This is a genomic window from Isoptericola sp. NPDC056573, assembly GCF_042793335.1.
Taxonomy (GTDB): domain Bacteria; phylum Actinomycetota; class Actinomycetes; order Actinomycetales; family Cellulomonadaceae; genus Isoptericola.
In genome coordinates this window covers 123,101-145,547 of the sequence record NZ_JBHTUY010000006.1, presented here as the reverse complement: position 1 = coordinate 145,547, position 22,447 = coordinate 123,101, and the positions used below count along the sequence as shown (strand labels likewise).

The following is a 22,447-nucleotide window of genomic DNA, read 5'->3' as shown; positions in this document are numbered from 1 at the left end:
GTTCAGCCTGCCGGGTTCAGCTCGGCCGTGTCGAGCACGGCCGCGCCGGAGCCCCAGGTGTCGGCGACCTGGGCGAGCACGCCGTCGTCCATGAGCTTCTGGAGCCCGGCCTGGACGGCCTTCGCGAGCTCCTCGTCGTCCTTGGCGACGACGACGCCGTACGGTGCGGCGTCCGTGATCTCGCCCAGCGCCTCGACGGAGCCGCCGGTCTGCTCGACGGCGTAGGCGATGATCGGCGAGTCCGCGTACATGGCCTGGAGCTTGCCGCCGGCGAGGTTGGTCGTGACGTCGGACTGCGAGTCGTAGGGCAGCACGTCGACGGCCTCCTTGCCCTCGTCCGTGCAGGCCTTGCTGAGCTCGGCCAGCTCGTCCTGCTGGATGGTGCCGGTCTGTACGCCGACGCTCACGCCGCACAGGTCGTCGGGCGAGACGCCCTCCGGGTTGCCCTTCGCCACGGCGTACTGCGAGCCCGCGGTGAAGTAGCTGACCATGTTGACCGTCTCGAGGCGCTCGGGCGTGACCGAGAACGCCGACATGCCCGCCTCGTACTTGCTGCCGATGGCGGGGATGATCGAGTCGAAGCCCGCGTTCTCGACCTGCAGCTCCAGGCCCATCGTCCTGGCGAGCGCCGTCGCGATGTCGATGTCGATGCCCACCGGCGTCGTGCCGTCCGCGTCGAGGAACTCGACCGGCGCGTACTGGAGGTTCGAGCCGAGCGTGAGCTTGCCGTCCTCGGCCACGGCGTCCGGGACCAGCGCGGCGACGGCGTCGTCCTTCTGGATCGCGTCGAGGTCGACGGCGGCGGAGGTGCTGTCCTCGGACGCGCCCGGCGTCTGGCCGAGGTCCTGCGAGGCCGTGGTGCAGCCCGTGAGGGCGAGGACGGCGACGGCCGAGGTGACGACGGTCGCCGCGAGGGTGTGGCGGGTGCGCATGGTGGGCTCCGAGGATCGTGCGGGGGGTCGATGCATGAGTATGCAGCCCGAGGAATTATTCTCCAAACCGCCTGGTGACGAACCCGACTCGCGGGGCCCGTTCCGGGGCATGCCTCCACCCTTACACTCGGACCGCACCCCGGCTCCCGCCTCCTGCGCGGTCCGGACCGGCGACGTCGCCGGTCGAGCGGGTGCCCCCCTTGTCGGCCGCGCCGCCGCGGCCTCGTCTCGCCTGCCCGATCTCGTCCCAGGAGTGATGCATGCCGCGCACCCGTCCGTCGTCCCTCGCCACGCCCGCCTCGAGGCTCGCCCTCGGCGGCCTCGCCGTCGCCGTCGGCCTGTCGGGCTGCGCGACGTCGGCCGGCGGCGGGGGCGACGACGGCGGCGACGGCACGCGCGTGGTGCTCGCCGACGCGCAGCCGCTGGGCGGCTACAACCCGGTCAACGGGTACGGCGAGCTGGGTGTCTCCCCGCTCTACGACGGGCTGCTGCGCCCCGCGTCGTCGGGCGACGACCGCCTGCCCGAGCTGGAGCCCGCGCTGGCCGCCGAGGCGCCGGCCGTGAGCGACGACAGCACGGTGTGGGACGTGACGCTGCGCGAGGGCGTGACCTTCTCCGACGGCACGACCCTCGACGCCGCCGACGTGGTCGCGACGTACGAGGCGGTGCTCGACCCGGAATCGGCGTCCGAGGTGGCGGGCGCGTACCGGATGATCGGGTCGGTCGCGGCGACCGACGACCGGCACGTCCGGTTCACGCTCACGCACCCGTACTCGGCGTTCGCGTCGCGGCTGACGCTGGGGATCGCGCCGTCGGAGCGGCTCGACGGCGGCCCGGCCCGCGACTCCACGCTCAACACCGAGCCGGTGGGCACCGGCCCGTACCTGCTCACGCGCCTCGACGCCGACCAGGCGGTGTTCGCCGCCAACCCCGGCTACTGGGGCGGAGCGCCCCAGGTCACCGAGCTCGTCACGCTGTACCTGCCGGACGACAACGCGCGCGCCCAGCGGGTCCGGGCGGGCGACGTCGACGGCACGGTGCTGCCGCCCGTGCTGGCCGCGTCGTTCGAGGACGAGGACGGGCTGCGGGTGCAGCCGGTGCGGACGGCGGACTGGCGCGGCGTCTCGCTGCCGGTCGAGAACGCGTTCGCGAGCGACCCCGCCGCGCGCCGGGCGATGAACCTCGCCGTCGACCGGGCCACGATCGTGGACGGCGTGCTCGCCGGCCACGGCAGCCCCGCCGCGACGCCCGTCAGCGCCGTCTACGGTGACGCGTTCGCCGCCGACGCCACGTTCCCCTTCGACGGGGCCCGCGCGGAGCGGCTGCTCGACGACGCGGGCTGGCGGCCCGCCGCCGACGGCGTCCGCGCCCGGGCCGGCGAGCGGGCGGAGTTCGACCTCTACTACCTGGCGTCCGACAGCCTGCGCCGCGACATGGCGGCCGCCTTCGCCGCCGACATGGCGACGATCGGGGTCGACGTCACGCTGCGCGGCGGCGACTGGCCCGAGCTGGACCGGCACCTCGCGGACGCCGCGATCCTGCTGGGCGGCGGCGAGCGCCCGTACGACCTCGACACCCAGCTGTTCGACGTGCTGCACACGCGCGCCGACGACACGTCCCCCTACGACAACCCCGGGGACGTCGAGATCCCCGGCGTCGACGCGCAGCTCGACCGCGCCCGCGCCAGCCTCGACCCCGGCGAGCGCACCGCCGCGTACCGGGCCGTCCAGGAGGCGTACGTGCAGCACCCGACGCACGTGTTCCTCGCGTTCGTCGAGCACACGTACGTGACGCGGGACGACGACGCCGGGACCGGCTGGGACCGCGGACCGCTGGTGCTGGAGCCGCACGCGCACGGCGTCTCGTGGGGCCCGTGGTGGCACGTCGCGGGCTGGCGGCGGTGAGCGGCCGGGGCCTGCGATGAGGGCCGCGGCCCTCGCGCGCCGGTCGGGCGACCTGCGCCGCGTCACGCTGCGCGCCGCCGCGTTCGGGGTGCCCGTGCTGCTCGCCGTCTCCGCGCTGGTGTTCGTGCTGGCCGAGCACTCGCCGCTCGACCCGCTCGCCGCGTACCTCGGCGCGCGCTACCAGGACACGTCGGCGGCCGACCGGGCGGCGCTGAGCAGCACGCTCGGCCTCGACCTCCCGTGGTGGCAGGGCTGGCTCGCCTGGGCGGGCGACCTGCTGCACGGCGACCTGGGCTGGTCGCGCGTGTTCACGATGCCGGTCGCGGACGTGTTCGCGCAGCGGGTCGGGTGGACGCTGCTCCTGTCCGGGACGGCGCTGGCGATCGCCCTCGTGCTGGGCGTCGTGCTGGGGCTGGTCGCGGGCACGCGGCCCGGCGGGCGGCTCGACGCCGCGCTCAGCGGGCTCGCCGTGCTGCTGCAGTCCGTGCCGCCGTTCGTCGTGGCGCTCGGCGCGGTGCTGGTCTTCGCGGTCACCCTCCGGGCGGCACCCGTGGCGGGCGTCGCCGAGCCCGGCGCCCTGCCGACCGTCGCGGGCGTGGCGGCGCACCTCGCCCTCCCGGCCGCGGTGCTCGCCGCGACGATGCTGCCCTGGATGCTGCTCGGCGTCCGCACCGCCGCCGCCCGCGCCGCGGCGTCCGACGCCGTGCGCGGCGCGCGTGCCCGGGGCCTGCCCCCGCGCACGGTGCTGACCCGGCACGTGCTGCCGGTCTCGCTCGGCCCGCTCGTCATGGTGGTGGGCGCGCGCGTGCCGGAGCTCGTCGTCGGGGCCGTGCTGGTGGAGGAGGTCTTCGGCTGGCCCGGCATCGCCGGCGCCGTCGTGTCGTCCGCGCAGGCGCTCGACCTGGCGCTCCTCGCGGCGCTGACGGTCGTGACGACGGCGGCCGTGCTGATCGGCTCCTACCTCGCCGACGTCGCGCAGCTGCTGCTCGACCCGCGGGTGGTCGTCGATGCGTGACGCCCGCCGGTTCCTGCCGCCCGCGATCCTCCTCGCGCTCCTGGTCGCGTACGCCGTCCTGGTGCCCCTGCTCGCGGGCCCGACGTCGGTCGACTTCGGCGCCGCGCTGCGACCGCCGAGCCTCGCGCACCCGTTCGGCACCGACCACTCCGGCCACGACCTGTTCGTGCGCGTGGCGCAGGGGCTGCGCGTGTCGCTGGTCGTCGCGCTCGGGTGCGCCGCCGTCGCCGTCGCGGTGGGCGTGACCGTCGGGGCCGTCGCCGCGGCGCGCGGCGGCCTGGTCGACGCCGCCGTGATGCGGGCGACGGACGGCGTGAACGCGCTGCCGCACCTGCTGCTCGGCATCGTGGTCGTCGCGTTCTTCCCGGGCTCGCTCGTCGCGATCATGGCGTCGATCGCGGTGACGCACTGGCCCCAGGTCGCGCGCGTGGTGCGGGCCGAGATGCTGGCGGTGCGGTCGTCGGCGTACGTCGACGCCGCGTACCTGGCGGGCGCCACCCGCAGGCAGGTGGCCCGCGAGCACCTGGTCCCCGCCGCGTCCCCGCAGGCGCTCGTCGCGCTGGTCATGCTGGTGCCCCACGCCGTCTGGCACGAGGCCACGCTGAGCTTCCTCGGCCTGGGCCTGCCGCCCGACCGTGCGAGCCTCGGCACCCTGCTCGAGATCGCCCGCGGCGACGTGCTCACCGGAGCCTGGTGGACGCTCGCCTTCCCCGCCGGCGTGCTCGTGCTGACCACGCTGGCCGTGTCCGGCGTCGCGCGCGCGGCCCGGCAGCCGGTCGATCGCCGCGAGCGGGCGTCCGGCCCCCTGTCCGGGCCTCGAGGGGGCGGGACGCCCGCTCACCGCCCCACGGCGACGGCGGACGACGCGCCCGTCGTGCGGGTGCGCGGCCTCACGCTGCGGCTGCCCGCGGGCGGGCGGTGGGTGCACGCCGCCACCGACGTCGACCTGACGCTGCGCGCCGGCGAGATCACCGCGCTGGTCGGCGAGGCGGGCTGCGGCAAGTCCGTGCTCGCGTCGGCGCTGTGCGGGCTGCTGCCGCCCGGCACCCGCGCCACGGGGTCGGTCCGGGTGGCGGGCGACGAGCTGCTCGGCGCGCCCGAGCGCCGCTGGCGGGACCTGCGGGGTCGGGTGGTGGGGCTGTCGATGCAGTCCGCCGCCGCCTCGTTCACCCCCGTGCGCACCGTCGGCGCGCAGCTCGCCGAGACGCTCGCGGCGCTCGGGGCGGCGTCCGAGGACCCGGAGTCGACCGTGCCCGACCTGCTGGCCCGCGTCGGGCTCCGTCCGGACGACGGCGACCGGTACCCGCACGAGCTCTCCGGCGGGATGGCGCAGCGCGCCGCCCTCGCCGCGGCGCTGGCCGGCGACCCGGCCGTGCTCCTCGCCGACGAGCCCACCGCGGGCCTCGACCCCGAGCTCGCCGCGCAGGTGCTGGGCCTGCTGCGCGAGGTCGCCGACGCCGGCACCGCCGTCCTGCTCGTCACCCACGACCTGCAGGCGCTGGAGACGTCGGGCGTCGCGGACCGGCTCGCGGTCATGTACGCGGGCCGGGTGGTCGAGGAGGGCGGCACCGGCGCCGTGCTGCGCGCGCCGCGCCACGACTACACGGCCGCGCTGCTCGGTGCGCTGCCGTCGCGCGGGCTCGTGCCCGTCCCCGGCACCCCGCCCGAGCTGACGGACCTCGACCCGGCGACGTCGTTCGCCGACCGGCTCGGGGCCGCCGGCCAGGCCGCGCACGTCGTCGAGGAGGAGGTGCCTGATGGCGCTCGTCGCTGACGGCGTGAGCTGCTGGTACCCCGCCGGCGCCCCGCGCCCGGCCGGCACCCCGGTGCTGGACCGCGTGAGCCTCGCCGTCGAGCCGGGGCGGATCGTCGGGCTGTCCGGCCCCTCGGGGGCGGGGAAGTCGTCGCTCGGGCGCATCCTGTGCGGGCTGCAGCCGGCGCAGGAGGGCGCCGTCCTCGTGGACGGCGAGCCCGTGCCGACGCGGCGGGGCCGCATGACCGGCGTCGTCGGGCTGCTGCACCAGTCGCCGTGGGCGGCGACGAGCCCGCGGCTGACGCTCGGCGCGATCGTCGCGGAGCCGCTGCCGCGCCGCGAGCGCGGTGCCTCGGCCGGGCGGGCGCGGGTGGCGGGCGCCGCGCGCCGGGTCGGCCTGACGCCGGACCTGCTGGGCCGCCTCCCGGCGCAGGTCTCCGTCGGCCAGCTCCAGCGCGCCTGCCTCGCCCGCGCGCTGCTGGCCGCGCCGCGCTACCTCGTCGCCGACGAGCCCACCGCCATGCTCGACGCCGCCACCACCGCCGCCGTCGCGCAGGTGCTGCGGGAGCTCGCCGCCGCCGGCGCCGGCGTGCTGCTGGTCTCCCACGACCACCCGCTGGTCGACGCGCTCGCCGACGAGCGGGTGCTGCTGCCAGGTGACGTAGCCAGGTGACGTAGCGAATCGTCGTCGTCCTGCGCGCTGACGGCGACGAATCGCTACGTCGGCGGCGCGAGCCGCGCCGCGGCGAGGCGGGCGGCAGCGCGGAGCTCCTCGCGGCCGGCACCCAGCTCGGCGCGGACCGCGAGGCCGTGCCAGAGCGTCTGGACCAGCCCGGTCAGGGTCCCCGCGTCCGTGCCCGCCGGCGCGTCGCCGTCCACGACCGCCCGCTCGACCCGGGCGCGGAGCAGCGCCTCGTCGGCCCCCTGCGCCTCGACGACGAAGGCCCGGACGTCCAGCGTCGCCGACGTGTCCGCCATCGCGGCGCTCGTCGTGAGGCACCCGGGCTGGTCGTCCGGCCGGGTGAACTCGTCGACGGAGCCGACGAGGACCCGCTCGATCACCCCGGCCAGGTCCGGTTCCTGGACGGCGCGCGCGTAGACGTCCCCGTACCGGCCCGTGTGGGCGCGCACGGCCTCGTCGAACAGCCGCTCCTTGGAGCCGAAGGCGGCGTAGAGGCTCGAGCTGGAGATCCCGAGGGCCGTGGTGAGCATGCGCGTCGACGTGCCGGAGTAGCCGTGCCGCCAGAAGAGACGCGCCGCGTCCCGCAGCGCGAGGTCGCGGTCGAAGGTACGGGGGCGTCCGGCGGCTCGGGTGGGCACCTTGTGATTCTAGAGCGATCGATGCAGAATCCGAGTTATGGAGCGAACGCTACAGAAATGGGTGACCGTGCGGGACGGCGGCCGGGTCGCCGTCGACGTCTACGGGGAGCCCGACGACGACGCGATCGTGCTGGTCCCGGGGGTCCTGAGCGACGCCGCCCTCTGGGGCCCGGTCGCGCGGGCCCTGGAGGGCTGGGCGACGGTCGCCGTCGTGAACCGCCGGGGCCGGCACCCGTCGAGCCCCCTCCCTACCGGCTACTCGCTGCGGACCGAGCTCGACGACCTCTCCGCCGTGCTCCGCGGGTTCACGCGCGTCCGCACGCTGTTCGGCTGGAGCTACGGGGGCCTGATCGCGCTGCACCTCGCGGGCAACGAGCCGGTGCCGCACGTCGTCGCCTACGACCCGGTCGCCCGGCCGTTCGGGGCCGACGCGCTCGCCGCGCTCGGGCAGGCCGCGGCGGACGAGGACGACGACGCCACCGTCGAGATCGTCCTCGGCCGGATCTCCCGCCTGGAGGCCCAGGACGTCGCGGCCCTGCGGGCCGACCCGACCGCCTGGGCGACGATGACGCGGCTCGCCGCACCGGTGCACGCCGAGACCGCCGCCCTGAACGCCACGGCCCTGCCGGAGGGGCTGGCGGGCCGGGCGGGCCGCGTCGACCTCGTCGTCGGCGGGGCCCACCGGGGCCGACCGCCGTACGGGACGACGTTCGACGACGTCCGACGGGTCGTTCCCCACGCGACGACGCACGTGCTCCCCGGGCAGGGTCACCTGGCACACCTCGACGCGCCGCGGCAGCTCGCCGCGTGGATCACCGGCACGGCGACGGTCACGACGACGTAGCGAGCAGGGTCGGCGGGTACGGTCACCCGGTGACCCCGGCCTCCATCGCGCTCGTGCTGACGGCGGCGGTGCTGCACGCGATCTGGAACGTCGCCGCCAAGAGCGTCACCGGCGACTCGCGCGTCTTCGTCTGGCTCTACGCCACGGCGTCGGCGGTGCTGTGGGTGCCGGTGGGCCTGGTGATCCTGGCCCGCGACGGCTGGCCCGACCTCGGCGCCCTCCTGCTCGCCGGTGCGGTCTCCGGCGTGCTGCACAACCTCTACGGTGTGGCCCTCAACACCGGCTACGCCCGCGCCGACCTGGGCATCGTCTACCCCACGGCGCGCGGCACGGGCCCGCTGCTGACGATGTTCGTGGCGCTGGTGGTGCTCGGCGAGCACGTCGACGCCGTCAACGTGGTGGGCGGCCTCGTCGTGATCGCGGGCGTGGCGGTGGTCGCGAGCTCCGGCGCGTCGGGCGTGGACGCGTCGCGAGGCCTCGCGGGGGTCCGCTGGGGTCTCGCGACCGGCGCCGCCATCGCCGCGTACACGCTCTGGGACGGGCACGCCGTCACGACGCTCGCCCTCGACCCGGTGGCCTACTTCGCGTGCAACGCCGTGTGGCAGTCGCTCACGCTGGCGCCGGTGCTGCGCGACCGCGGCCGCCGCGCGGAGGCGGTCCGCATGAGCCGGCAGCACGTCCGGGCGATCGCGCTGGTCGCGGTGCTGTCGCCGCTGGGGTACATCCTCGTGCTGGTCGCGATGCAGACGTCGCCGATCGCCCTGGTGGCGCCGGCCCGCGAGTCGAGCATCGTCGTGGGCACGCTGCTCGCGTGGTGGCTGTTCAAGGAGCCGCGGCCGGCCGTGAAGATCGTCGGGTCGCTCGTCGTCGTGGCCGGCATCGCGTTGCTCGCGCTCTGAGAGGTCGCGTCGTACCCGGTGTCAGGCCGCGACGAGCAGGCGCCACCGCGCCCACGTCGCGTCGACGACGGCGTCCGCCTCGTGCGCGTGCGGCGCCAGCACGCGCCCCAGCGCGCCCGGGCCGGCGAGGAGCGTCTCGCCCTCCCCGTCGGCGGCGTCCGGCCGCGTGCCGAGCAGCATGACGGAGGCGACGACGCGGTGCGCGCCGACGACGCCGGGCGACGCGGCGAGCCACGGGTCGCGCAGGTCGAGGTCCTCGACCAGCAGCGGTCGGCCGTCCAGCCGCGCCCGGAACCGGGACCGCAGCGGGCCTCCGCCGGGCTCGTCCGCGCGGCCGAGCACCAGCGTCTCGCTGATCAGCGCCCGGGCGCCGGCGGCGAGCTCGACGGCGGTGCCGCGCTCGACGTCGGCCCCCGCTGTCACGACGAACGGCGCGCCCTTCCACACGAGCGCGCCGCCCTCGCCGACCGTCGCGTGCACGGCCCAGGACGCGCCGTCGCCGCCGCGCACGTCGTACGCGACGACGCCGGACGGCTCGATGAGCTCGAGCACGACGCCCGCGCCCACGCGCAGCTCGACCCGCACGTCGTCGCCCGCGAGCAGCAGGGCGAACGTGCCGACCAGCGCCACGCGCGCGAGCGGGCCGTCGACCAGCACCGGCCGCGGGCGCAGGTGCACGCTGCCGACGAGCTCGACGAGGCGGGCGCGCCCGTCCACGAGCTCGACGGTGACCCGCGCCGTGCCCGTCGAGCCTTCCGCCGCATCACGCGCCGTGCCGCGGTCGGTGCCGGTCGACGCGGTCACGCGTGCGCGTGCGTGGTGCCGTCGGCGTGGGTGTGGGGCGCCATCGGGCCCGGGTCCTGCGCCACGTGCCGACCCGCGCGGAAGCTGCGCAGCACCTCGCGCGCCCAGTCGCCCAGGCGCGTCACGGACTCCGGGTCGCGCTGGCTCAGCGCGAGCACCGGGCGGCCGTCGCGGGCCGACGTCGCGTCCGCGACCATCTGCTCCGCGTCCACGCCGACGTACGGGGCGAGGTCGGTCTTGTTGACGACCAGCAGGTCCGCGCGCTCGATGCCGGGGCCGCCCTTTCGGGCCACGTCGCCGCCGCCCGCGACGTCGAGCACGAAGATCTGCGCGTCCACCAGCGCCGGGCTGAAGGTCGCGGTGAGGTTGTCGCCGCCGCTCTCCACGACGACGAGGTCGAGCGGCGCGAACCGCTCCTCGAGGTCCTCGACCGCCAGCAGGTTGGGCGTGACGTCGTCGCGGATGGCGGTGTGCGGGCACGCGCCGGTCTCGACGGCGTGGATCCGCTCGACCGGCAGCACGCCGGCGGACCGCAGGTAGCGCGCGTCCTCGTCCGTGTAGATGTCGTTGGTGACGACGGCCATGCTCAGCTCGTCCGCGAGCTCGCGGCACAGCGTGGCGAGGATCGTGGACTTGCCGACGCCGACCGGGCCGGCGACGCCGAGGCGCAGCGCCCGGGCGGGTGCGGCGTGGTCGTGGGTGGGGGTGTGGTTCTCAGGCAACGAAGATTCTCCTGGTTCTGTGCTGATGGGTGAGCGACCAGCCCTCCGCCTGGGGGGCGGTGGTCGCGGGAAGGTCGTCGGGGTGCGGGACGGCGACGGCGGCGCGCACCAGGGCGGCGACATCCGGCTCGGCGGCGAGCACCCAGGCCGCCGCGTCCGCCGGGTCGCCGGGCTCGAGCTTGAGCGCCGCGGACGCCACGGCCTGCGCGTCGTCGTAGAGGCTCGCCCGTGCGGTCGCCTCCGCGTCGACGCCGAGTGCGGCGGCCACGCACCCGAGCGCGACGGGCCGCAGCGGCGCCCGGCCCAGCGCGCGCAGCGCGACGGTGGCCGGGTGGTCCGGACGGAGCCGCTCGCCGAGGCGCGCGAGGCCGCGGCCGAGCACGCCCTGCACGTCGCGCAGGGGCGCGCTCGGCGTGCGGGCCGCGAGCGCCTCCTGGACGTCGTCGAGCCCGAACCCGGCGTCCGACGTCGCGGCACGGTGCGCGAGCACCGCCGCGGCGGCGTCCACGAGCCCGACCGTGCGCAGCCGGGCGCGCAGGTAGCGGGGCACGTCGGCCTGCGGCATGCCATCCGCGAGACCGGGCTCGAGGCCCGCCGAGTACACGAGGCCGCCCACCGGGAGCCGGCCGTCGGCGAGCAGCAGCGCGCCGAGGCCGGCCGCCCCGGCGGGGGCGGCGGCGGTCGCCATCTAGAACATCGAGTACCGCTGGGCCAGCGGCACCACGTCCACGGGCTGGGCCCGCACGGGCTCCCCGTCGATGCTGATGGCGAACGTCTCCGGGTCGACGTCGATGCGCGGCAGCGCCGTGTTGTTCGGCATGTCGAGCTTGGTGACGTCGCGGGTGGGCCGGATCGCCTCCAGCCGGCGCCGCAGCCCCAGCCGCTCCTCCAGCCCGTCGTCCAGCGCCGCCTGCGCCACGAACGTCACCGCCAGGCCCGGCGCCGACGACGCCTGGGCGGCGAGCGCCGGGCGCATGAACACCGGCTGCGGGGCGGGCACCGCCCCGTTCGGGTCGCCGAGAGGGGCCGCCACGATCGCGCCGCCCTTGATGACGGCGGCCGGGCGGATGCCGAAGAACGCCGGGTCCCACAGCACCAGGTCGGCCAGCTTGCCCGCCTCGACGGAGCCGACCTCGTGGTCGATGCCGTGCGCCACGGCCGGGCAGATCGTGTATTTCGCGACGTACCGGCGGGCTCGCTCGTTGTCCGCCGGCAGGCTGGAGCCGAGCGTGCCGAACCGGTTCTTCATCACGTGCGCCACCTGCCAGGTGCGGCAGATCAGCTCGCCGATGCGGCCCATGGCCTGCGCGTCCGTCGACGTGATCGACAGGGCGCCCATGTCCTGCAGGACGTCCTCGGCAGCCATCGTCGACGCGCGGATCCGCGACTCGGCGAAGGCGAGGTCCTCCGGCACGCGCGGGTTGAGGTGGTGCACCACCAGCAGCATGTCGAGGTGCTCGTCCACCGTGTTCACGGTGAACGGGAGCGTCGGGTTGGTCGACGCCGGCAGGATGTTGCGCTCCCCCGCCGTGACGATGATGTCGGGCGCGTGCCCGCCGCCCGCGCCCTCGGCGTGGAAGACGTGGATGCCGCGCCCGCCGATCGCCTCAAGCGTGTGCTGCACGTACCCGGTCTCGTTGAGGCTGTCGGCATGCAGGGCCACCTGGAGCCCGAACTCGTCCGCCGCGCGCAGCGCCGCGTCGATGGCCGCCGGGGTGGCTCCCCAGTCCTCGTGCACCTTGTAGCCGCCGGCGCCCGCGAGGGCCTCCTCGGCCAGCGCGTCCTGCGAGACGGTGCTGCCCTTGCCGAACAGCAGCACGTTGAGCGGCAGGTCGTCCAGGGCGCGGTGCATCATCGCGAGCGACCGGGCGCCCGGCGTCACCGTGGTGGCCTTGGACCCCTCGGTCGGGCCGGTGCCGCCGCCCACCACCGTCGTCGTGCCGGTGACGAGCGCCTCGCGCATCTCGATCTCGCTGAGGAAGTGCACGTGCGTGTCGACGGCGCCGGCGGTGAGGATCTTGCCCTCGCCCGCGATCACGTCCGTGCTCGGCCCGATCCGCAGGTCGGGGTGCACGCCGTCCATGACGTCGGGGTTGCCGGCCTTGCCGATCGCCACGATGCGGCCGTCGCGCACGCCGACGTCGGCCCGCACGATGCCCCAGTGGTCGAGGATCAGGACGTTGGTGATCACCAGGTCCGGCGCGCCCTCGGAGCGCAGCGTGACGCCCTGGCCCATGGACTCGCGGATGGTCTTGCCGCCGCCGAACGTCGGCTCGTCGCCGCCCGCGGTGAGGTCCTGCTCGACCTCGATCCACAGGTCCGTGTCCGCGAGGCGCACCTGGTCGCCCGTCGTCGGGCCGTACAGCTGCGCGTACGCGCGCCGGTCGATCTGGGTCACCGGTCCTCCTCCGTGGTCGTCGGGCCGTTCGTCGGGCCGTTGGTCGGGTGGGTGGGAGGGCTGGACTCAGGATCGGTGGGCTCGACGTCGGCCGGGTCGCCGTCGTGCGCCTCGACCTCGCCCACGCGCATCGGCGTGGCCGACGCGTTCTGCGGCTCCGGGACGTCCACGCCGGGCGTGCCGAACGGCACCACCGGTCGCGGCTCGCGCTCGACGGACTCCGGCTCGCGCGACAGGTCGCGGATCTGCAGGCCGGGCACGAAGCGCCGACCACCGAGGGCGACGAGGTGCACCGTGCGGCTCACGCCCGGCTCCAGCCGGACCGACGTGCCCGCGGGCACGTCGAGGCGGAACCCGCGGGTGGCCTCACGGTCGAAGCGCAGCGCCGGGTTCGCGTCGGGCAGGTGCAGGTGGGAGCCGATCTGGACGGGGCGGTCGCCGCCGTTGAGGATCACGACGCTCTGGCGCTCGCGGCCCGCGTTCAGCTCGAGCGGCTCGGGGCGGGTGCGGATCTCGCCGGGGATCACTGGATCGGCTCCGTGATCGTCACGAGCTTGCGCCCGTCGGGGAAGGTGGCCTCGACCTGGAGGTTGGGGATCATCTCCGGGATCCCGTCCATCACCTCGTGGCGGCCGAGCACGGTGCGGCCGTCGTTCATCAGGTCGGCGACCCGTGCGCCCTCCCGCGCGCGCTCGATCACCCAGCAGGACAACAACGACACGGCCTCCGGATGGTTGAGGAGGACCCCTCGCTCTCGGCGGTCACGGGCCACCATGCCCGCGACGCTCAGCAGGAGCTTTTCCGTGTCGGACGGCAACAGCTGCATCAATCACCTCTCTGGAGTTCTCTCCTCTCTTACACGTTCGGTATACCCCCCGGCAAACCCCCGAGGTGCCGTGTGGCCAGCGTCTCCATATGCTCCGAAGATGATCAGGTTCCTGCTCCGCACGGCCGTGTTTCTGCTGGCGGCGACGGTAGGGGTGCTCGTCGCCGCAGGGATCTTCGCCGCCTTCGACCTGCAGACGTTCTCCATCAACTGGTCGGAGCCGCTCGGCTTCATCCTCGCCATCGTCATCTTCGCCGTGGCGCAGGCGATCATCTCCCCGTTCCTCACCAAGGCAGCCCGGAACAACGCCCCCGCGCTCGTCGGCGGCGTCGGCCTGCTCTCGACGTTCGTCGCCCTCATCGTGGCGGTGGTCTTCACCGACGGGCTCGACGTCGGCGGCGTCGCCGGCTGGATCATCGGCCCGGTCATCGTGTGGCTGGCGGGCATGCTCGCGGCCTTCGTCCTGCCGCTCTTCCTCCTCAAGGAGGGCGTGGAGAAGGTCCGCGAGAACCGCGACGACGACTGACCTGCCGGGCAGGTCAGGACGCGAGCAGGCGGCCCACCAGCCCGCCGTGCAGGCGGCCCTCGGGGTCGAACCGCGCGGCGAGGCGCCGGAAGTCGTCGAACCGGGGGAACATCGCCGTCGTCGTCGGCGCGTCGAGCGTGCTGACCTTGCCCCAGTGCGGCCGGGCCCCCAGCGGCACCAGCGCCTGCTCGACGGCGGGCAGCACGGCCCGCACCTCGTCCTCGCGCGGCAGCCACGTGAAGTGGAAGCCCACCGAGGGCTCGTCGAACGGGCTGAGCCACAGGTCGTCGGCGGCGACGGTGCGGATCTCGCTGGTCTGCAGCAGCGGCGCCACCGTCGGGCCGAGGCGGCGCATCGCCTCGATCGCGGCGGCCGCGTTGCGGCGCGGCAGCAGGTACTCGGACTGCACCTCGTCGCCGGCCGACGGGGTGAACTCCAGCCGGAAGTGGCTCAGCCGCTCGTGCCACGGCCCGTCCACGCCGAGCTGCTCGGTGCACGCCGACGGGTCCACGCCCGGCAGCGGGTGCACCGGCACGTCCGACCAGCGCAGGAAGTCGGGGGCGAGCCCGCGCACCTCGGGCCGGTCGGCGCGGGCCACGGACTTGAACCACACGTGGCGGACGGCCGGCTCGTCCCAGCTGGTGAAGGCGCTCACCGAGTACGCGGCGGACGTGATCGCGTCGAAGCTCGCGACGAACGTGTCCCACGGGACCTCCGCCGCGACGTCCTGCCGCACCAGGTACGCCGGGACCGTCCGCAGCTCGACGCGCGTCACGACGCCCAGCGCCCCGAGCGACACGACCGTGCCGGGGAAGACGTCGGGGTCGCTCGCGCGCGTGATGCGCCGCAGCTCGCCGCCCGGCGTCATGATCTCCAGGCCCTCGACCGCGCTCGCGAGGCTCTGGTTCGTGTCGCCGGAGCCGTGCGTGGCCGTGGCGACCGCACCCGCCACCGAGATGTGCGGCAGGGACGCCAGGTTCCCCAGCGCGCGTCCGGTGGCGTGCAGGGCGCGGGACACCTCGCCGTAGCGCAGGCCCGCGTTCACGGACACGACGTCGCCCTCGGCCCCGTCGTCACCGGTCAGCGGCTCCACCGCGGGGCGGCCGTCGTCGAGACCGTCCACCTGGACGTGCACGCCGTCCGTGTCGGCGACGTCGTTGAACGAGTGGCGCGACCCCAGCGCGCGCACCGGTCCGCCGGCGGTGAGCACGTCGGCGAGCTCCTCCAGCGACGCGGGGCGCACGACGGTGCGTGCGGAGTACGTGAGGTTGCCGGCCCAGTTGAGATGCACGGCACCACCCTGCCATCCGGACGGCGCGCGCGGCGGCCCGGTCCAGGTTCAGTCCAGGTACGCGTCGAGGTCCGCGACGGCGGCGTCCAGCGCGGCCCGCTCGGCCGGGGCCGGGTCGCGCAGCCACTGCACGTCGACGCGCTGCCCGACGCCCGCCGGCCAGCGCCAGCGCCCGGCGACGACGCCGTCCACCGCCGCCGAGTGCACGTACGCCCCGGCGCGGTCCTGCGGCGGCAGGGCCGGGTCGAGCACGACGTGCCGGGTCTCGCGGTACGACATCAGCAGCTCGTCGTAGGCCTGCAGCAGGTCGGCGACCGGACCGTCCTCGGCCGCCCGGTCGGCCCCCGGGTCGGCCCCCGGGTCGGCCCCCTGGTCGGCCGGGGGCGCCCCGCCGGCCCATCGGGCGGCGGTGGCGGCCGTCGCGACGAGGGTCAGGCCGTCGAGGTCGCCCGTGCCCGCCACCTGGACCACCTCCCCCGCGTCCGTCAGCGCCGCGAGCGCCGGCGCGAGGTCGCGGACGGTGACGTCGGCCCACAGCCGCAGGTCGTTGAGGGTCGCGAAGCCGCGGCCGGGCAGGTAGCGGCGCCACAGCTCGACGACGGCCGCCTCGGCGTCGAACCGCTCGCCCAGCGGGCCGTAGCCGGCGGGCACGCGGTCGTCGAAGGTCGCGTACGACTGGTGCTGCAGCTCCTTGCCGACGGGCGGCGGCCCGCTGATCACGAGGCGCTGCAGCTCCGCGTGCATGAGCATCTGGGTGAACGCGAGGCCGGGCGCGTCGGGGTCGAGCACGCCACGGGCGACCAGCTCGGCCTTGATCTGCGCGCGCGTGCGCGGCCCGTCCGCGACCGCGGCGGCGACCGCGTCCGTGCCCGGGCCCAGGTCGCCGAGGTCCCACGACCGCTCGGTCGACGCCATCAGCCTCTCGACGCGCGGCGCGCTGAGCTCCAGCAGCCACCGCGCGTCGCGCGGCCGCACCAGGTGCCAGGTGGGGCGCAGCAGGTGGGTGCGCAGCAGCTCGCCGTCGGCGAGCGCCGCGTTGAGGGCGGCGCGGCCGGGGCGCGCGGACGGCGTCACCCGCCGCGAGAGGCCCCACAACGCGGGCTGCAGCTCCTGCCCCTGCACCGCGAGGAGCGCGTCCACGACGGCGGGCGCGTCGGGCAGGCGCTGCTCGCGCAAACCGGTGGCGGCGAGGCGCGCGGCCCGGACGGTGCTCTCGTCGACGCCGCTGTCGACCTGGGCGGCCACCCGCTCAGCCGGCCCGGCCGGCGGGCGCCGCCTCCGCGAGGGGGATGCGGCCGCCCATGCCGACCATGTCCAGCACCTCCGCGACCGCCTCGGACGGTTGGTACAGGCTCACGGACGTGCCGGTCTCCTGGCCCAGCATGTACACCTGCAGGATGAACGCGACCCCGGACGAGTCGATGAACGTGACGTCCCGGGTGTCCAGCACGATGGGGTGCGCGCTGCCCCGCGCCGCCAGCGCCGCCATGGCGTCGCTCGCCGCCTCGCGCAGCGCCGCGTCGACCTCGCCCCACAGGGTGAGGACCGTCGCCTGGTCGGTGGTACGGGACGCGATCCCCGAGCTCGGGCCCGGATCGCTGCTGCTGTCGATGTCCATGTGGTCGTGATGCTCCCGTGCGTGGGGCCGTGCGGCCTGGGGACGCCGTCTGCGTCCTCTCTGTACAGCGAACGGCCCGCGTCGAGTGTTCCCCCGTCAGGCGGATTCGTCCAGCATCCTTTCAATCCTGGCGGGTCGACGCCGGTCCGGCCGGCGCCGCGCGGGCGGGGCCCGCCGGTCCAGGGTCGTCCAGGTCGGTGACGTCCGCGACCCGGGCGTCGAGGACGTGCACCAGCTCACCGCCGTCGACCGTCGCGGAGACCCCGTGCCCACCGCCCCCGACCGACACCGGCCCCGCCTCCGGGATGCGCGAGTCCGCGACCACCGGCCAGGCCGTGAGCGAGCCGAACGGCGTGATGGTGCCGCGCTCGTACCCGGTGACGTCGCGCGCCACCTCCTTGTCCGGCATCGACAGCCGCGACACCCCGAGCAGCGACCGCAGCCGCGGCCACGCGATGGTGCGGTCGCCCGGCACCAGCACGAACAGGAAGTCGCCGTCCCCGCGGCGCACGACGATCGTCTTCACCACCTGCGCCGGCGTGACGCCGCGCGCGGCCGCAGCCTCCGCGAGCGAGCGCACCGGGCCGTGCCGGACGATGTCGAACGCGATCCCCGACGCCTCCAGCGCCTCGCGCGTCCGCCGCTCTCCGGGGGTCTCGGTGGGCGGCTCGGCGGGCCCCCCGACCGTCACCCGGCGTCCGTCGCGTCCGCGGACTCCTCGGTGTCCTCGGCGTCCGGGTCCTTCGAGGAGCCGTCGACGGTGACCACGAGCGTGACGGTCGAGCCCGTCAGCGCCACCGTCCCCGCGCCCACGGTCTTCGCGACCACGTCGTCGTCCCCGACACCCTCCACGGGGTCGGTGCTCACGTCGAACCCGAGCGCCTCGAGCTCCGCCCGCGCGTCGGCGACCGACTTCCCGGCGACGTCCGGGACGGACTCCGCGTCGCCCCAGGACAGGACGACGGTCGAGCCCTTCGGCACCGCGCTGCCCGCTCCCTTCGTGGCGACCACCAGGTCGCCGTCCTCGACGCCGTCCGCCGGGTCCAGGGCCACCACGAACCCGAGGCCCTTGAGCTTCGCCCGCGCGTCGGCGACGGTCCACCCGGTGACGTTCGGGACCTTCACCGTGGCCGGTGCCGGCGGGCCGCTCGAGACCACGAGAGTGACGGTCGAGCCCTTCGACACCTTCGTGCCCGCGCCCCGCGTCTCGACGACCGTGCCCTCGGGCGCCTTCGGGTCCGGCTTCTCCTTCGTCGTCACCTTGAGCCCGAGCGCCTTGAGCTTCTTCTCGGCCGTGGCGAGCGTCTCGCCGGCGAGGTTCGGCACGCTCACCTTCGCGGGCGTCTCCGACCCGGAGCCCGACCCGCCGTCGCCCTTGCCGGAGCCCGCACCGTCGTCGGACCCCTTGTCCTTGCCCGAGCCCTTCGGGTCGGTGCCGGACGACTTCCCTGGCTCGTCGGCAGCCTTGTCCTTGTCCTTGGACCTGTCCTTGGACGTGTCCTTGGCGTCCTTCGAGCCGCCCGTGGTCCCTGCCTTCGAGCCCTTGCCGGACGCGGCGCCCTTGTCCGCGCGCTCGGCGGGGGACGGGCCGCCGCCGGTCGCGACGTCGTCGGACTCCCACGCCCGGTCGGGCACGGGGCCGGCGGCGAAGAACTCGAAGTGCCACGGCTCGGGCTTCGAGCCCGTGAGGCGCGCCCACGACGGGTTGTCCCAGCCGTAGTCCGGGGCGTGCACGCGCATCCACGCGTGCTCGGCGGACGTGAAGGTGGAGATCGGGTAGCCCAGGTCGACGGCGAGGCCCCAGCCGTGGTTCGACGTGCCCGGCGTCGCCGCGAGCCAGCCCTTGGTGGCCTTGACGCGGATCTGGAGCTCCAGCGAGCGGTACGAGTCGGTCATCGGGATGGGCACCCCGAACTCCTTCTCGTACTCCTTGCTGAGCGCGGAGAGCTGCTCGGCGGCGTCGCAGCGCAGCATGTGTCCGGGAGCGAAGTCGAGCGGGCACAGCGCCGACGTCGGGATGCGCCCGTTGGCGTAGCCCGCCGTGCTCCGGCCGTAGCGGTCGACGACCTCGAGCAGGCTCGCCGTCAGCGTGGCGCGCGCGGCGACCGTGCCGTCCGCCCCCGCCGGCAGGATGCCCGCCTCGAGCGTCGTGGTCGCCGGGTCCAGCAGCGTCGCCAGGCGGGTGGCGGCGACGACGAGGTCGTCGAACGTCACCTCGTCGCCGTCGTGCGCGCTCTCGTCGGCCGGCTCCCCGTCCGGCTGCTCGGCGTCCGGCTGCGCGGCGTCCGGCTGCTCCCCCGTGGCCAGGGGGGAGGGCTCGTCGGCGGGGTCGATCGCGACCTGGCGTGCGACGGCCACCGCCTCCGGCTCGGTCGCGTCCGGCTCGGTCGCGTCCGGCTCGGTGGCTGGGGCCGGGAGCACCGGCGAGGGCGGCACGACGTCCGCGGCCGCGAACGGGCGGTCGGACGACCTGGCGGCCTGCTGCGCGAGGTACGTGCTGAGCAGCATGCCGAGCTCGGCGGCGGCCTGGTCCACGGCGGGCGTCACCCTCCGGCCCGCGTCCTGGCTGGCGAGCTCCGCACGCTCGAGGACGCCCAGCACCTCCTGGAGCGTCGTCGGGCCGGTCGACGTCGGCGTCCCGACCACACCCACGGAGACGCCCTCGCCCACCGGGCTGCCGGCCCCGACGTCGGGGGTGTGCTGGTCGGCGGCGAGGGTCTGGAGGCGGCCGTCGTTCCACGGGAGGCCGGCCACGGGGGCCGCGAGGAACCCCGTCGCGAGCACGCACGTCGCCGTCGCCGTCGCGAGCAACCTGCCGACACGCACGCCCCGTCCGGTGTCCTTCGGAGACCTCACGACGACGAACCTCCCCCATCGGCACTGCTCAGCGCTCGGATCCTGTCACACCCCGGGGTCGTCGTGTGACACGGGCGACAGGACCGTCCCTTTACTGTGCGTCACGCTCCACGCTCCTGCCACCCCTGCGACAAGAGTTCACGCACCGCTCATCCGCACACCATGACCGGAGCAACCGTCCGGCGCGGTGATACGGCCCCGCCCGCGGAGGTGCCGCGCGGCAGACTGGACGCATGACCACCGTCGACCTCAACAGCGACCTCGGCGAGGGCTTCGGCCGCTGGACCCTGGGCGACGACGAGGCGATGCTCGACGTCGTGTCGTCGGCCAACGTGGCGTGCGGCTTCCACGCCGGCGACCCGGCCACGATCCGGCGCACGGTCGGCCTGGCCGCCGTCCGCGGCGTGGCCGTCGGGGCGCACGTCGGGTACCGCGACCTCGCGGGCTTCGGACGACGCGACATCGACGTCCCGTCGGCCGAGCTGCGGGCCGACGTCGTCTACCAGATCGGCGCGCTGCAGGCCCTGGCCGCCGCCGAGGGCACCCGCGTCACCTACGTGAAGCCGCACGGCGCGCTGTACCACCGAGCGGCCGTGGACCGGCGGGTGGCGGACGACGTCGCCGCCGCCGTCGCCGCCGTCGACCCGGCCCTCGTGCTGCTCGGGCTGCCGGGCACGCTCTCCCTCGCCGCGGCCGAGGCCGCGGGCCTGCCCACCGCCGCGGAGGCGTTCGCCGACCGCGCCTACACGCACGCCGGCACGCTGGTGCCCCGCGGCGAGCCGGGCGCCGTCCTGCACGACCCGGACGTCGTGGCCCGGCGGATGCTGCGGCTCGTCACCGAGGGCGTGGTCGAGGCCGTCGACGGCAGCGTGGTGCGGGTGCCCGCAGACTCCGTGTGCGTGCACGGCGACACCCCGGGCGCGGTCGCGATGGCGCGGCGGGTCCGCGCGGTGTTCGACGACGCGGGCATCACCCTCGCCCCGTTCGCCCCGGCGACGACGGGAGCCTGAGTGAGCGGGCCGGCGCGCGTCCTGCCCGTGCGTGTCCTGCCCGTGCGCGACGACGCCCTGCTCGTCGAGGTGGACGGCCTCGCGCACGCGCTCGCGCTGGACGCGTCGCTGCGCGACGACCCCGTCGCCGGCGTCGGGCAGCCCGTGCCCGGCGCGCGCACGCTGCTGGTCCCGTTCGACCCGTGGCGGCTGCCCGCGGCACGCCTCGCGGACGAGCTGCGCGCGCGGGCGTCCGCGGGCGGTCGCACGGCCGGGGACGGGGCCGGGTCGACGGCCGGCGGGCGGCTCGTCGAGATCCCCACGGTGTACGACGGCGAGGACCTGGCCGACGTCGCGCGGCTGCTCGGGTGCGCCCCGGAGGAGGTGGTGCTGCGGCACACGGGGGCGTCGTGGGTCGTGGGGTTCGTCGGCTTCGCCCCGGGGTTCGCCTACCTGACCGGTGACGACGCCGGGCTCGTCGTGCCGCGGCGCGAGTCGCCGCGCACCCGGGTGCCCGCCGGCTCCGTGGCGCTCGCCGGCCCGTACTCGGGCGTCTACCCCCGCGCCAGCCCGGGCGGGTGGCAGCTGGTCGGTCGTACCGACGTCGTCACCTGGGACGCCGACCGCGACCCGCCCACCCCGTGGGCTCCCGGCGACCGCGTCCGGTTCGTCGCCGTGCGCGAGTCGGTCCGGGGCGCCGGGCCGGTCCACGGCGGCAGCTCCGGCCCGGCGCGGCGGACCGGACCGCCGACGCGAACCGGGGCCGCCGCGCCGACGTCGGCCACGGCGCTGGAGGTCGTGACGCCGGGGCTGCTGGCGCTGGTGCAGGACCTCGGCCGCCCTGGGCTGGCGCACCTCGGCGTGTCCGCGTCGGGCGCGGCCGACCCCCGCAGCCTGCGCGCCGCTAACCGCGCGGTGGGCAACCCGGCCGGGGCGTCCGCCGTCGAGGCCGTGGGCGGCGGGCTGCGGCTGCGTGCCCGCGCCGACGTCGTCGTCGCGCTCGCCGGGGCGGACGCGGGCGCCGTCGTGCACCGCGGCGACCACCCGGACGACGCCCGCCGCGCACCCCTGGCGCGGGCGTTCCGCCTGCGCGACGGCGACGAGCTCGCGCTGGGCGCCCCCGCCCGCGGTCACCGCACGTACGTCGCCGTCCGCGGCGGGATCGACGCGTGGCCCGTGCTCGGCTCGCGCGCCACCGACACCCTCGCCCACCTGGGCCCCGTCCCCCTCGCCCCGGGCACGCCTCTGCGCGGTGGGCGCGCCTCCGGCCCGGGTGTCGGTGTCGGGCGGGGCCGGACGCCCGCGCACGGGATCCCGGCGGTGGCGGTGGACGACGTCGGGGCGCCGGACCCGGCGACGCTGCCCGCGCCGGGCGAGGTCACGACGCTCCCCGTCGTGCGGGGCCCGCACGACGACTGGTTCGCGGACCACGCCACGCTGCTCGACCAGGAGTGGCGGGTGACCGACCGCGCGGACCGGGTGGGCCTCCGGCTGGACGGCGCGCCCCTGACCCGGACGGCCGACGCGCGGGCCCGCGAGCTGCCCAGCGAGGGCTGCGTGACGGGCGCGCTGCAGGTGCCGCCGGACGGCCTGCCGGTGCTGTTCGGCGTCGACCACCCGCTCACGGGCGGCTACCCCGTGATCGCGGCCGTGGCGTCGACCCACCTGTGGCTGCTGGGCCAGCTGCCGCCGGGCGCGCTGCTGCGGTTCGTGCCTGCGCGCCCGCGCCGGTGAGGTCCCGCGGCTGCGG

22 protein-coding genes are annotated in these 22,447 nt (G+C 76.1%); 9 read left to right on the top strand and 13 right to left on the bottom strand.

Annotated elements, in window-relative coordinates:
• Nucleotides 1-2: 2 nt before the first annotated feature.
• Complete coding sequence (locus ACFQ8E_RS12625; RefSeq protein ID WP_430550907.1) at nt 3-932, bottom strand: ABC transporter substrate-binding protein; 930 nt, start codon at nt 930-932, stop codon at nt 3-5.
• Nucleotides 933-1,192: 260 nt separating this feature from the next.
• Here ACFQ8E_RS12625 and ACFQ8E_RS12620 point away from each other — a divergent pair, with 260 nt between their 5' ends.
• Genes ACFQ8E_RS12620 through ACFQ8E_RS12605 form a run of 4 tightly spaced genes read left to right on the top strand, consistent with a single transcriptional unit; the run spans nt 1,193 to nt 6,277 of the window.
• Complete coding sequence (locus ACFQ8E_RS12620; protein ID WP_430550906.1) at nt 1,193-2,836, top strand: ABC transporter substrate-binding protein; 1,644 nt, start codon at nt 1,193-1,195, stop codon at nt 2,834-2,836.
• Nucleotides 2,837-2,852: 16 nt separating this feature from the next.
• A complete protein-coding gene (locus tag ACFQ8E_RS12615; RefSeq protein ID WP_430550905.1) occupies nt 2,853-3,851 on the top strand; it encodes an ABC transporter permease in 999 nt (332 codons plus the stop codon).
• Nucleotides 3,844-5,625, top strand: coding sequence for a dipeptide/oligopeptide/nickel ABC transporter permease/ATP-binding protein (locus ACFQ8E_RS12610; RefSeq protein ID WP_430550904.1), 1,782 nt, complete (start codon nt 3,844-3,846; stop codon nt 5,623-5,625). The genes ACFQ8E_RS12615 and ACFQ8E_RS12610 overlap by 8 nt, the downstream gene beginning before the upstream one ends.
• Nucleotides 5,609-6,277 (top strand): ATP-binding cassette domain-containing protein, encoded by a 669-nt coding sequence (locus ACFQ8E_RS12605; protein ID WP_430550903.1) that lies wholly within the window; start codon nt 5,609-5,611, stop codon nt 6,275-6,277. The genes ACFQ8E_RS12610 and ACFQ8E_RS12605 overlap by 17 nt, the downstream gene beginning before the upstream one ends.
• A 44-nt stretch (nt 6,278-6,321) precedes the next feature.
• On the opposite strand, the gene ACFQ8E_RS12600 is transcribed toward ACFQ8E_RS12605, so the two are convergent.
• Entirely contained in the window at nt 6,322-6,924 is a 603-nt protein-coding gene (locus ACFQ8E_RS12600; RefSeq protein ID WP_430550902.1) for a TetR/AcrR family transcriptional regulator, read from the bottom strand.
• A gap of 61 nt (nt 6,925-6,985) precedes the next feature.
• Here ACFQ8E_RS12600 and ACFQ8E_RS12595 point away from each other — a divergent pair, with 61 nt between their 5' ends.
• Together ACFQ8E_RS12595 and ACFQ8E_RS12590 are read left to right on the top strand one after the other, a co-directional pair.
• Nucleotides 6,986-7,768: an alpha/beta fold hydrolase gene (locus ACFQ8E_RS12595; protein WP_430550901.1), complete on the top strand. Its 783-nt coding sequence runs from the start codon at nt 6,986-6,988 to the stop codon at nt 7,766-7,768.
• Nucleotides 7,769-7,797: 29 nt separating this feature from the next.
• Nucleotides 7,798-8,667: an EamA family transporter gene (locus ACFQ8E_RS12590; protein WP_430550900.1), complete on the top strand. Its 870-nt coding sequence runs from the start codon at nt 7,798-7,800 to the stop codon at nt 8,665-8,667.
• A 21-nt stretch (nt 8,668-8,688) separates the two neighbouring features.
• Here the strand turns inward: ACFQ8E_RS12590 and ACFQ8E_RS12585 are convergent, their stop codons facing one another.
• Genes ACFQ8E_RS12585 through ACFQ8E_RS12560 form a run of 6 tightly spaced genes read right to left on the bottom strand, consistent with a single transcriptional unit; the run spans nt 8,689 to nt 13,417 of the window.
• The gene (locus ACFQ8E_RS12585; protein WP_430550899.1) at nt 8,689-9,471 is read right to left on the bottom strand and encodes an urease accessory protein UreD; all 783 of its coding nucleotides are present in this window, start codon (nt 9,469-9,471) and stop codon (nt 8,689-8,691) included.
• Nucleotides 9,468-10,193, bottom strand: a complete 726-nt coding sequence (gene ureG, locus ACFQ8E_RS12580; RefSeq protein WP_430550898.1) for an urease accessory protein UreG — start codon at nt 10,191-10,193, stop codon at nt 9,468-9,470. The genes ACFQ8E_RS12585 and ureG overlap by 4 nt, the downstream gene beginning before the upstream one ends.
• The gene (locus ACFQ8E_RS12575) at nt 10,186-10,881 is read right to left on the bottom strand and encodes an urease accessory protein UreF (protein ID WP_430550897.1); all 696 of its coding nucleotides are present in this window, start codon (nt 10,879-10,881) and stop codon (nt 10,186-10,188) included. The genes ureG and ACFQ8E_RS12575 overlap by 8 nt, the downstream gene beginning before the upstream one ends.
• Nucleotides 10,882-12,591, bottom strand: coding sequence for an urease subunit alpha (locus tag ACFQ8E_RS12570; protein ID WP_430550896.1), 1,710 nt, complete (start codon nt 12,589-12,591; stop codon nt 10,882-10,884).
• The gene (ureB, locus tag ACFQ8E_RS12565; protein ID WP_430550895.1) at nt 12,588-13,118 is read right to left on the bottom strand and encodes an urease subunit beta; all 531 of its coding nucleotides are present in this window, start codon (nt 13,116-13,118) and stop codon (nt 12,588-12,590) included. Before ureB ends, ACFQ8E_RS12570 begins: the two co-directional genes overlap by 4 nt.
• Nucleotides 13,115-13,417: an urease subunit gamma gene (locus tag ACFQ8E_RS12560; RefSeq protein WP_430550894.1), complete on the bottom strand. Its 303-nt coding sequence runs from the start codon at nt 13,415-13,417 to the stop codon at nt 13,115-13,117. Before ACFQ8E_RS12560 ends, ureB begins: the two co-directional genes overlap by 4 nt.
• A 100-nt stretch (nt 13,418-13,517) precedes the next feature.
• Between ACFQ8E_RS12560 and ACFQ8E_RS12555 the strand changes: the two genes are divergently transcribed.
• The gene (locus ACFQ8E_RS12555; protein ID WP_430550893.1) at nt 13,518-13,943 is read left to right on the top strand and encodes a hypothetical protein; all 426 of its coding nucleotides are present in this window, start codon (nt 13,518-13,520) and stop codon (nt 13,941-13,943) included.
• Nucleotides 13,944-13,956: 13 nt separating this feature from the next.
• Here ACFQ8E_RS12555 and ACFQ8E_RS12550 read toward each other — a convergent pair whose 3' ends face one another.
• From ACFQ8E_RS12550 to ACFQ8E_RS12530, 5 genes are all read right to left on the bottom strand, one after another.
• A complete protein-coding gene (locus ACFQ8E_RS12550) occupies nt 13,957-15,234 on the bottom strand; it encodes an FAD-binding protein (RefSeq protein WP_430550892.1) in 1,278 nt (425 codons plus the stop codon).
• 48 nt (nt 15,235-15,282) lie between these two features.
• Complete coding sequence (locus ACFQ8E_RS12545) at nt 15,283-16,479, bottom strand: winged helix DNA-binding domain-containing protein (protein ID WP_430550891.1); 1,197 nt, start codon at nt 16,477-16,479, stop codon at nt 15,283-15,285.
• Between the two features lie 4 nt (nt 16,480-16,483).
• Nucleotides 16,484-16,852: an STAS domain-containing protein gene (locus ACFQ8E_RS12540; RefSeq protein ID WP_430550890.1), complete on the bottom strand. Its 369-nt coding sequence runs from the start codon at nt 16,850-16,852 to the stop codon at nt 16,484-16,486.
• Nucleotides 16,853-16,973: 121 nt separating this feature from the next.
• Nucleotides 16,974-17,543 carry an aminoacyl-tRNA deacylase gene (locus ACFQ8E_RS12535; RefSeq protein WP_430550889.1) on the bottom strand — a complete coding sequence of 190 codons (570 nt, stop codon included), beginning with the start codon at nt 17,541-17,543 and terminating at the stop codon, nt 16,974-16,976.
• Nucleotides 17,540-19,708: a PASTA domain-containing protein gene (locus ACFQ8E_RS12530; RefSeq protein WP_430550888.1), complete on the bottom strand. Its 2,169-nt coding sequence runs from the start codon at nt 19,706-19,708 to the stop codon at nt 17,540-17,542. The genes ACFQ8E_RS12535 and ACFQ8E_RS12530 overlap by 4 nt, the downstream gene beginning before the upstream one ends.
• Before the next feature lie 233 nt (nt 19,709-19,941).
• Here ACFQ8E_RS12530 and ACFQ8E_RS12525 point away from each other — a divergent pair, with 233 nt between their 5' ends.
• Both ACFQ8E_RS12525 and ACFQ8E_RS12520 read left to right on the top strand, forming a co-directional pair.
• Entirely contained in the window at nt 19,942-20,718 is a 777-nt protein-coding gene (locus tag ACFQ8E_RS12525) for a LamB/YcsF family protein (RefSeq protein ID WP_430550887.1), read from the top strand.
• On the top strand, nt 20,719-22,431 hold the full coding sequence (locus ACFQ8E_RS12520) for a carboxyltransferase domain-containing protein (protein ID WP_430550886.1): 1,713 nt from the start codon (nt 20,719-20,721) through the stop codon (nt 22,429-22,431).
• Nucleotides 22,432-22,447 lie beyond the last annotated feature (16 nt).

Coding starts and splice junctions, on each gene's coding strand:
- ACFQ8E_RS12605 (WP_430550903.1), top strand. CDS start 5,609: ATGGCGCTCGTCGCTGACGGCGTGAGCTGCTGGTACCCCGCCGGCGCC.
- ACFQ8E_RS12560 (WP_430550894.1), bottom strand. CDS start 13,417: ATGCAGCTGTTGCCGTCCGACACGGAAAAGCTCCTGCTGAGCGTCGCG.
- ACFQ8E_RS12625 (WP_430550907.1), bottom strand. CDS start 932: ATGCGCACCCGCCACACCCTCGCGGCGACCGTCGTCACCTCGGCCGTC.
- ACFQ8E_RS12525 (WP_430550887.1), top strand. CDS start 19,942: ATGACCACCGTCGACCTCAACAGCGACCTCGGCGAGGGCTTCGGCCGC.
- ACFQ8E_RS12555 (WP_430550893.1), top strand. CDS start 13,518: ATGATCAGGTTCCTGCTCCGCACGGCCGTGTTTCTGCTGGCGGCGACG.
- ACFQ8E_RS12575 (WP_430550897.1), bottom strand. CDS start 10,881: ATGGCGACCGCCGCCGCCCCCGCCGGGGCGGCCGGCCTCGGCGCGCTG.
- ACFQ8E_RS12610 (WP_430550904.1), top strand. CDS start 3,844: ATGCGTGACGCCCGCCGGTTCCTGCCGCCCGCGATCCTCCTCGCGCTC.
- ACFQ8E_RS12615 (WP_430550905.1), top strand. CDS start 2,853: ATGAGGGCCGCGGCCCTCGCGCGCCGGTCGGGCGACCTGCGCCGCGTC.
- ACFQ8E_RS12620 (WP_430550906.1), top strand. CDS start 1,193: ATGCCGCGCACCCGTCCGTCGTCCCTCGCCACGCCCGCCTCGAGGCTC.
- ACFQ8E_RS12540 (WP_430550890.1), bottom strand. CDS start 16,852: ATGGACATCGACAGCAGCAGCGATCCGGGCCCGAGCTCGGGGATCGCG.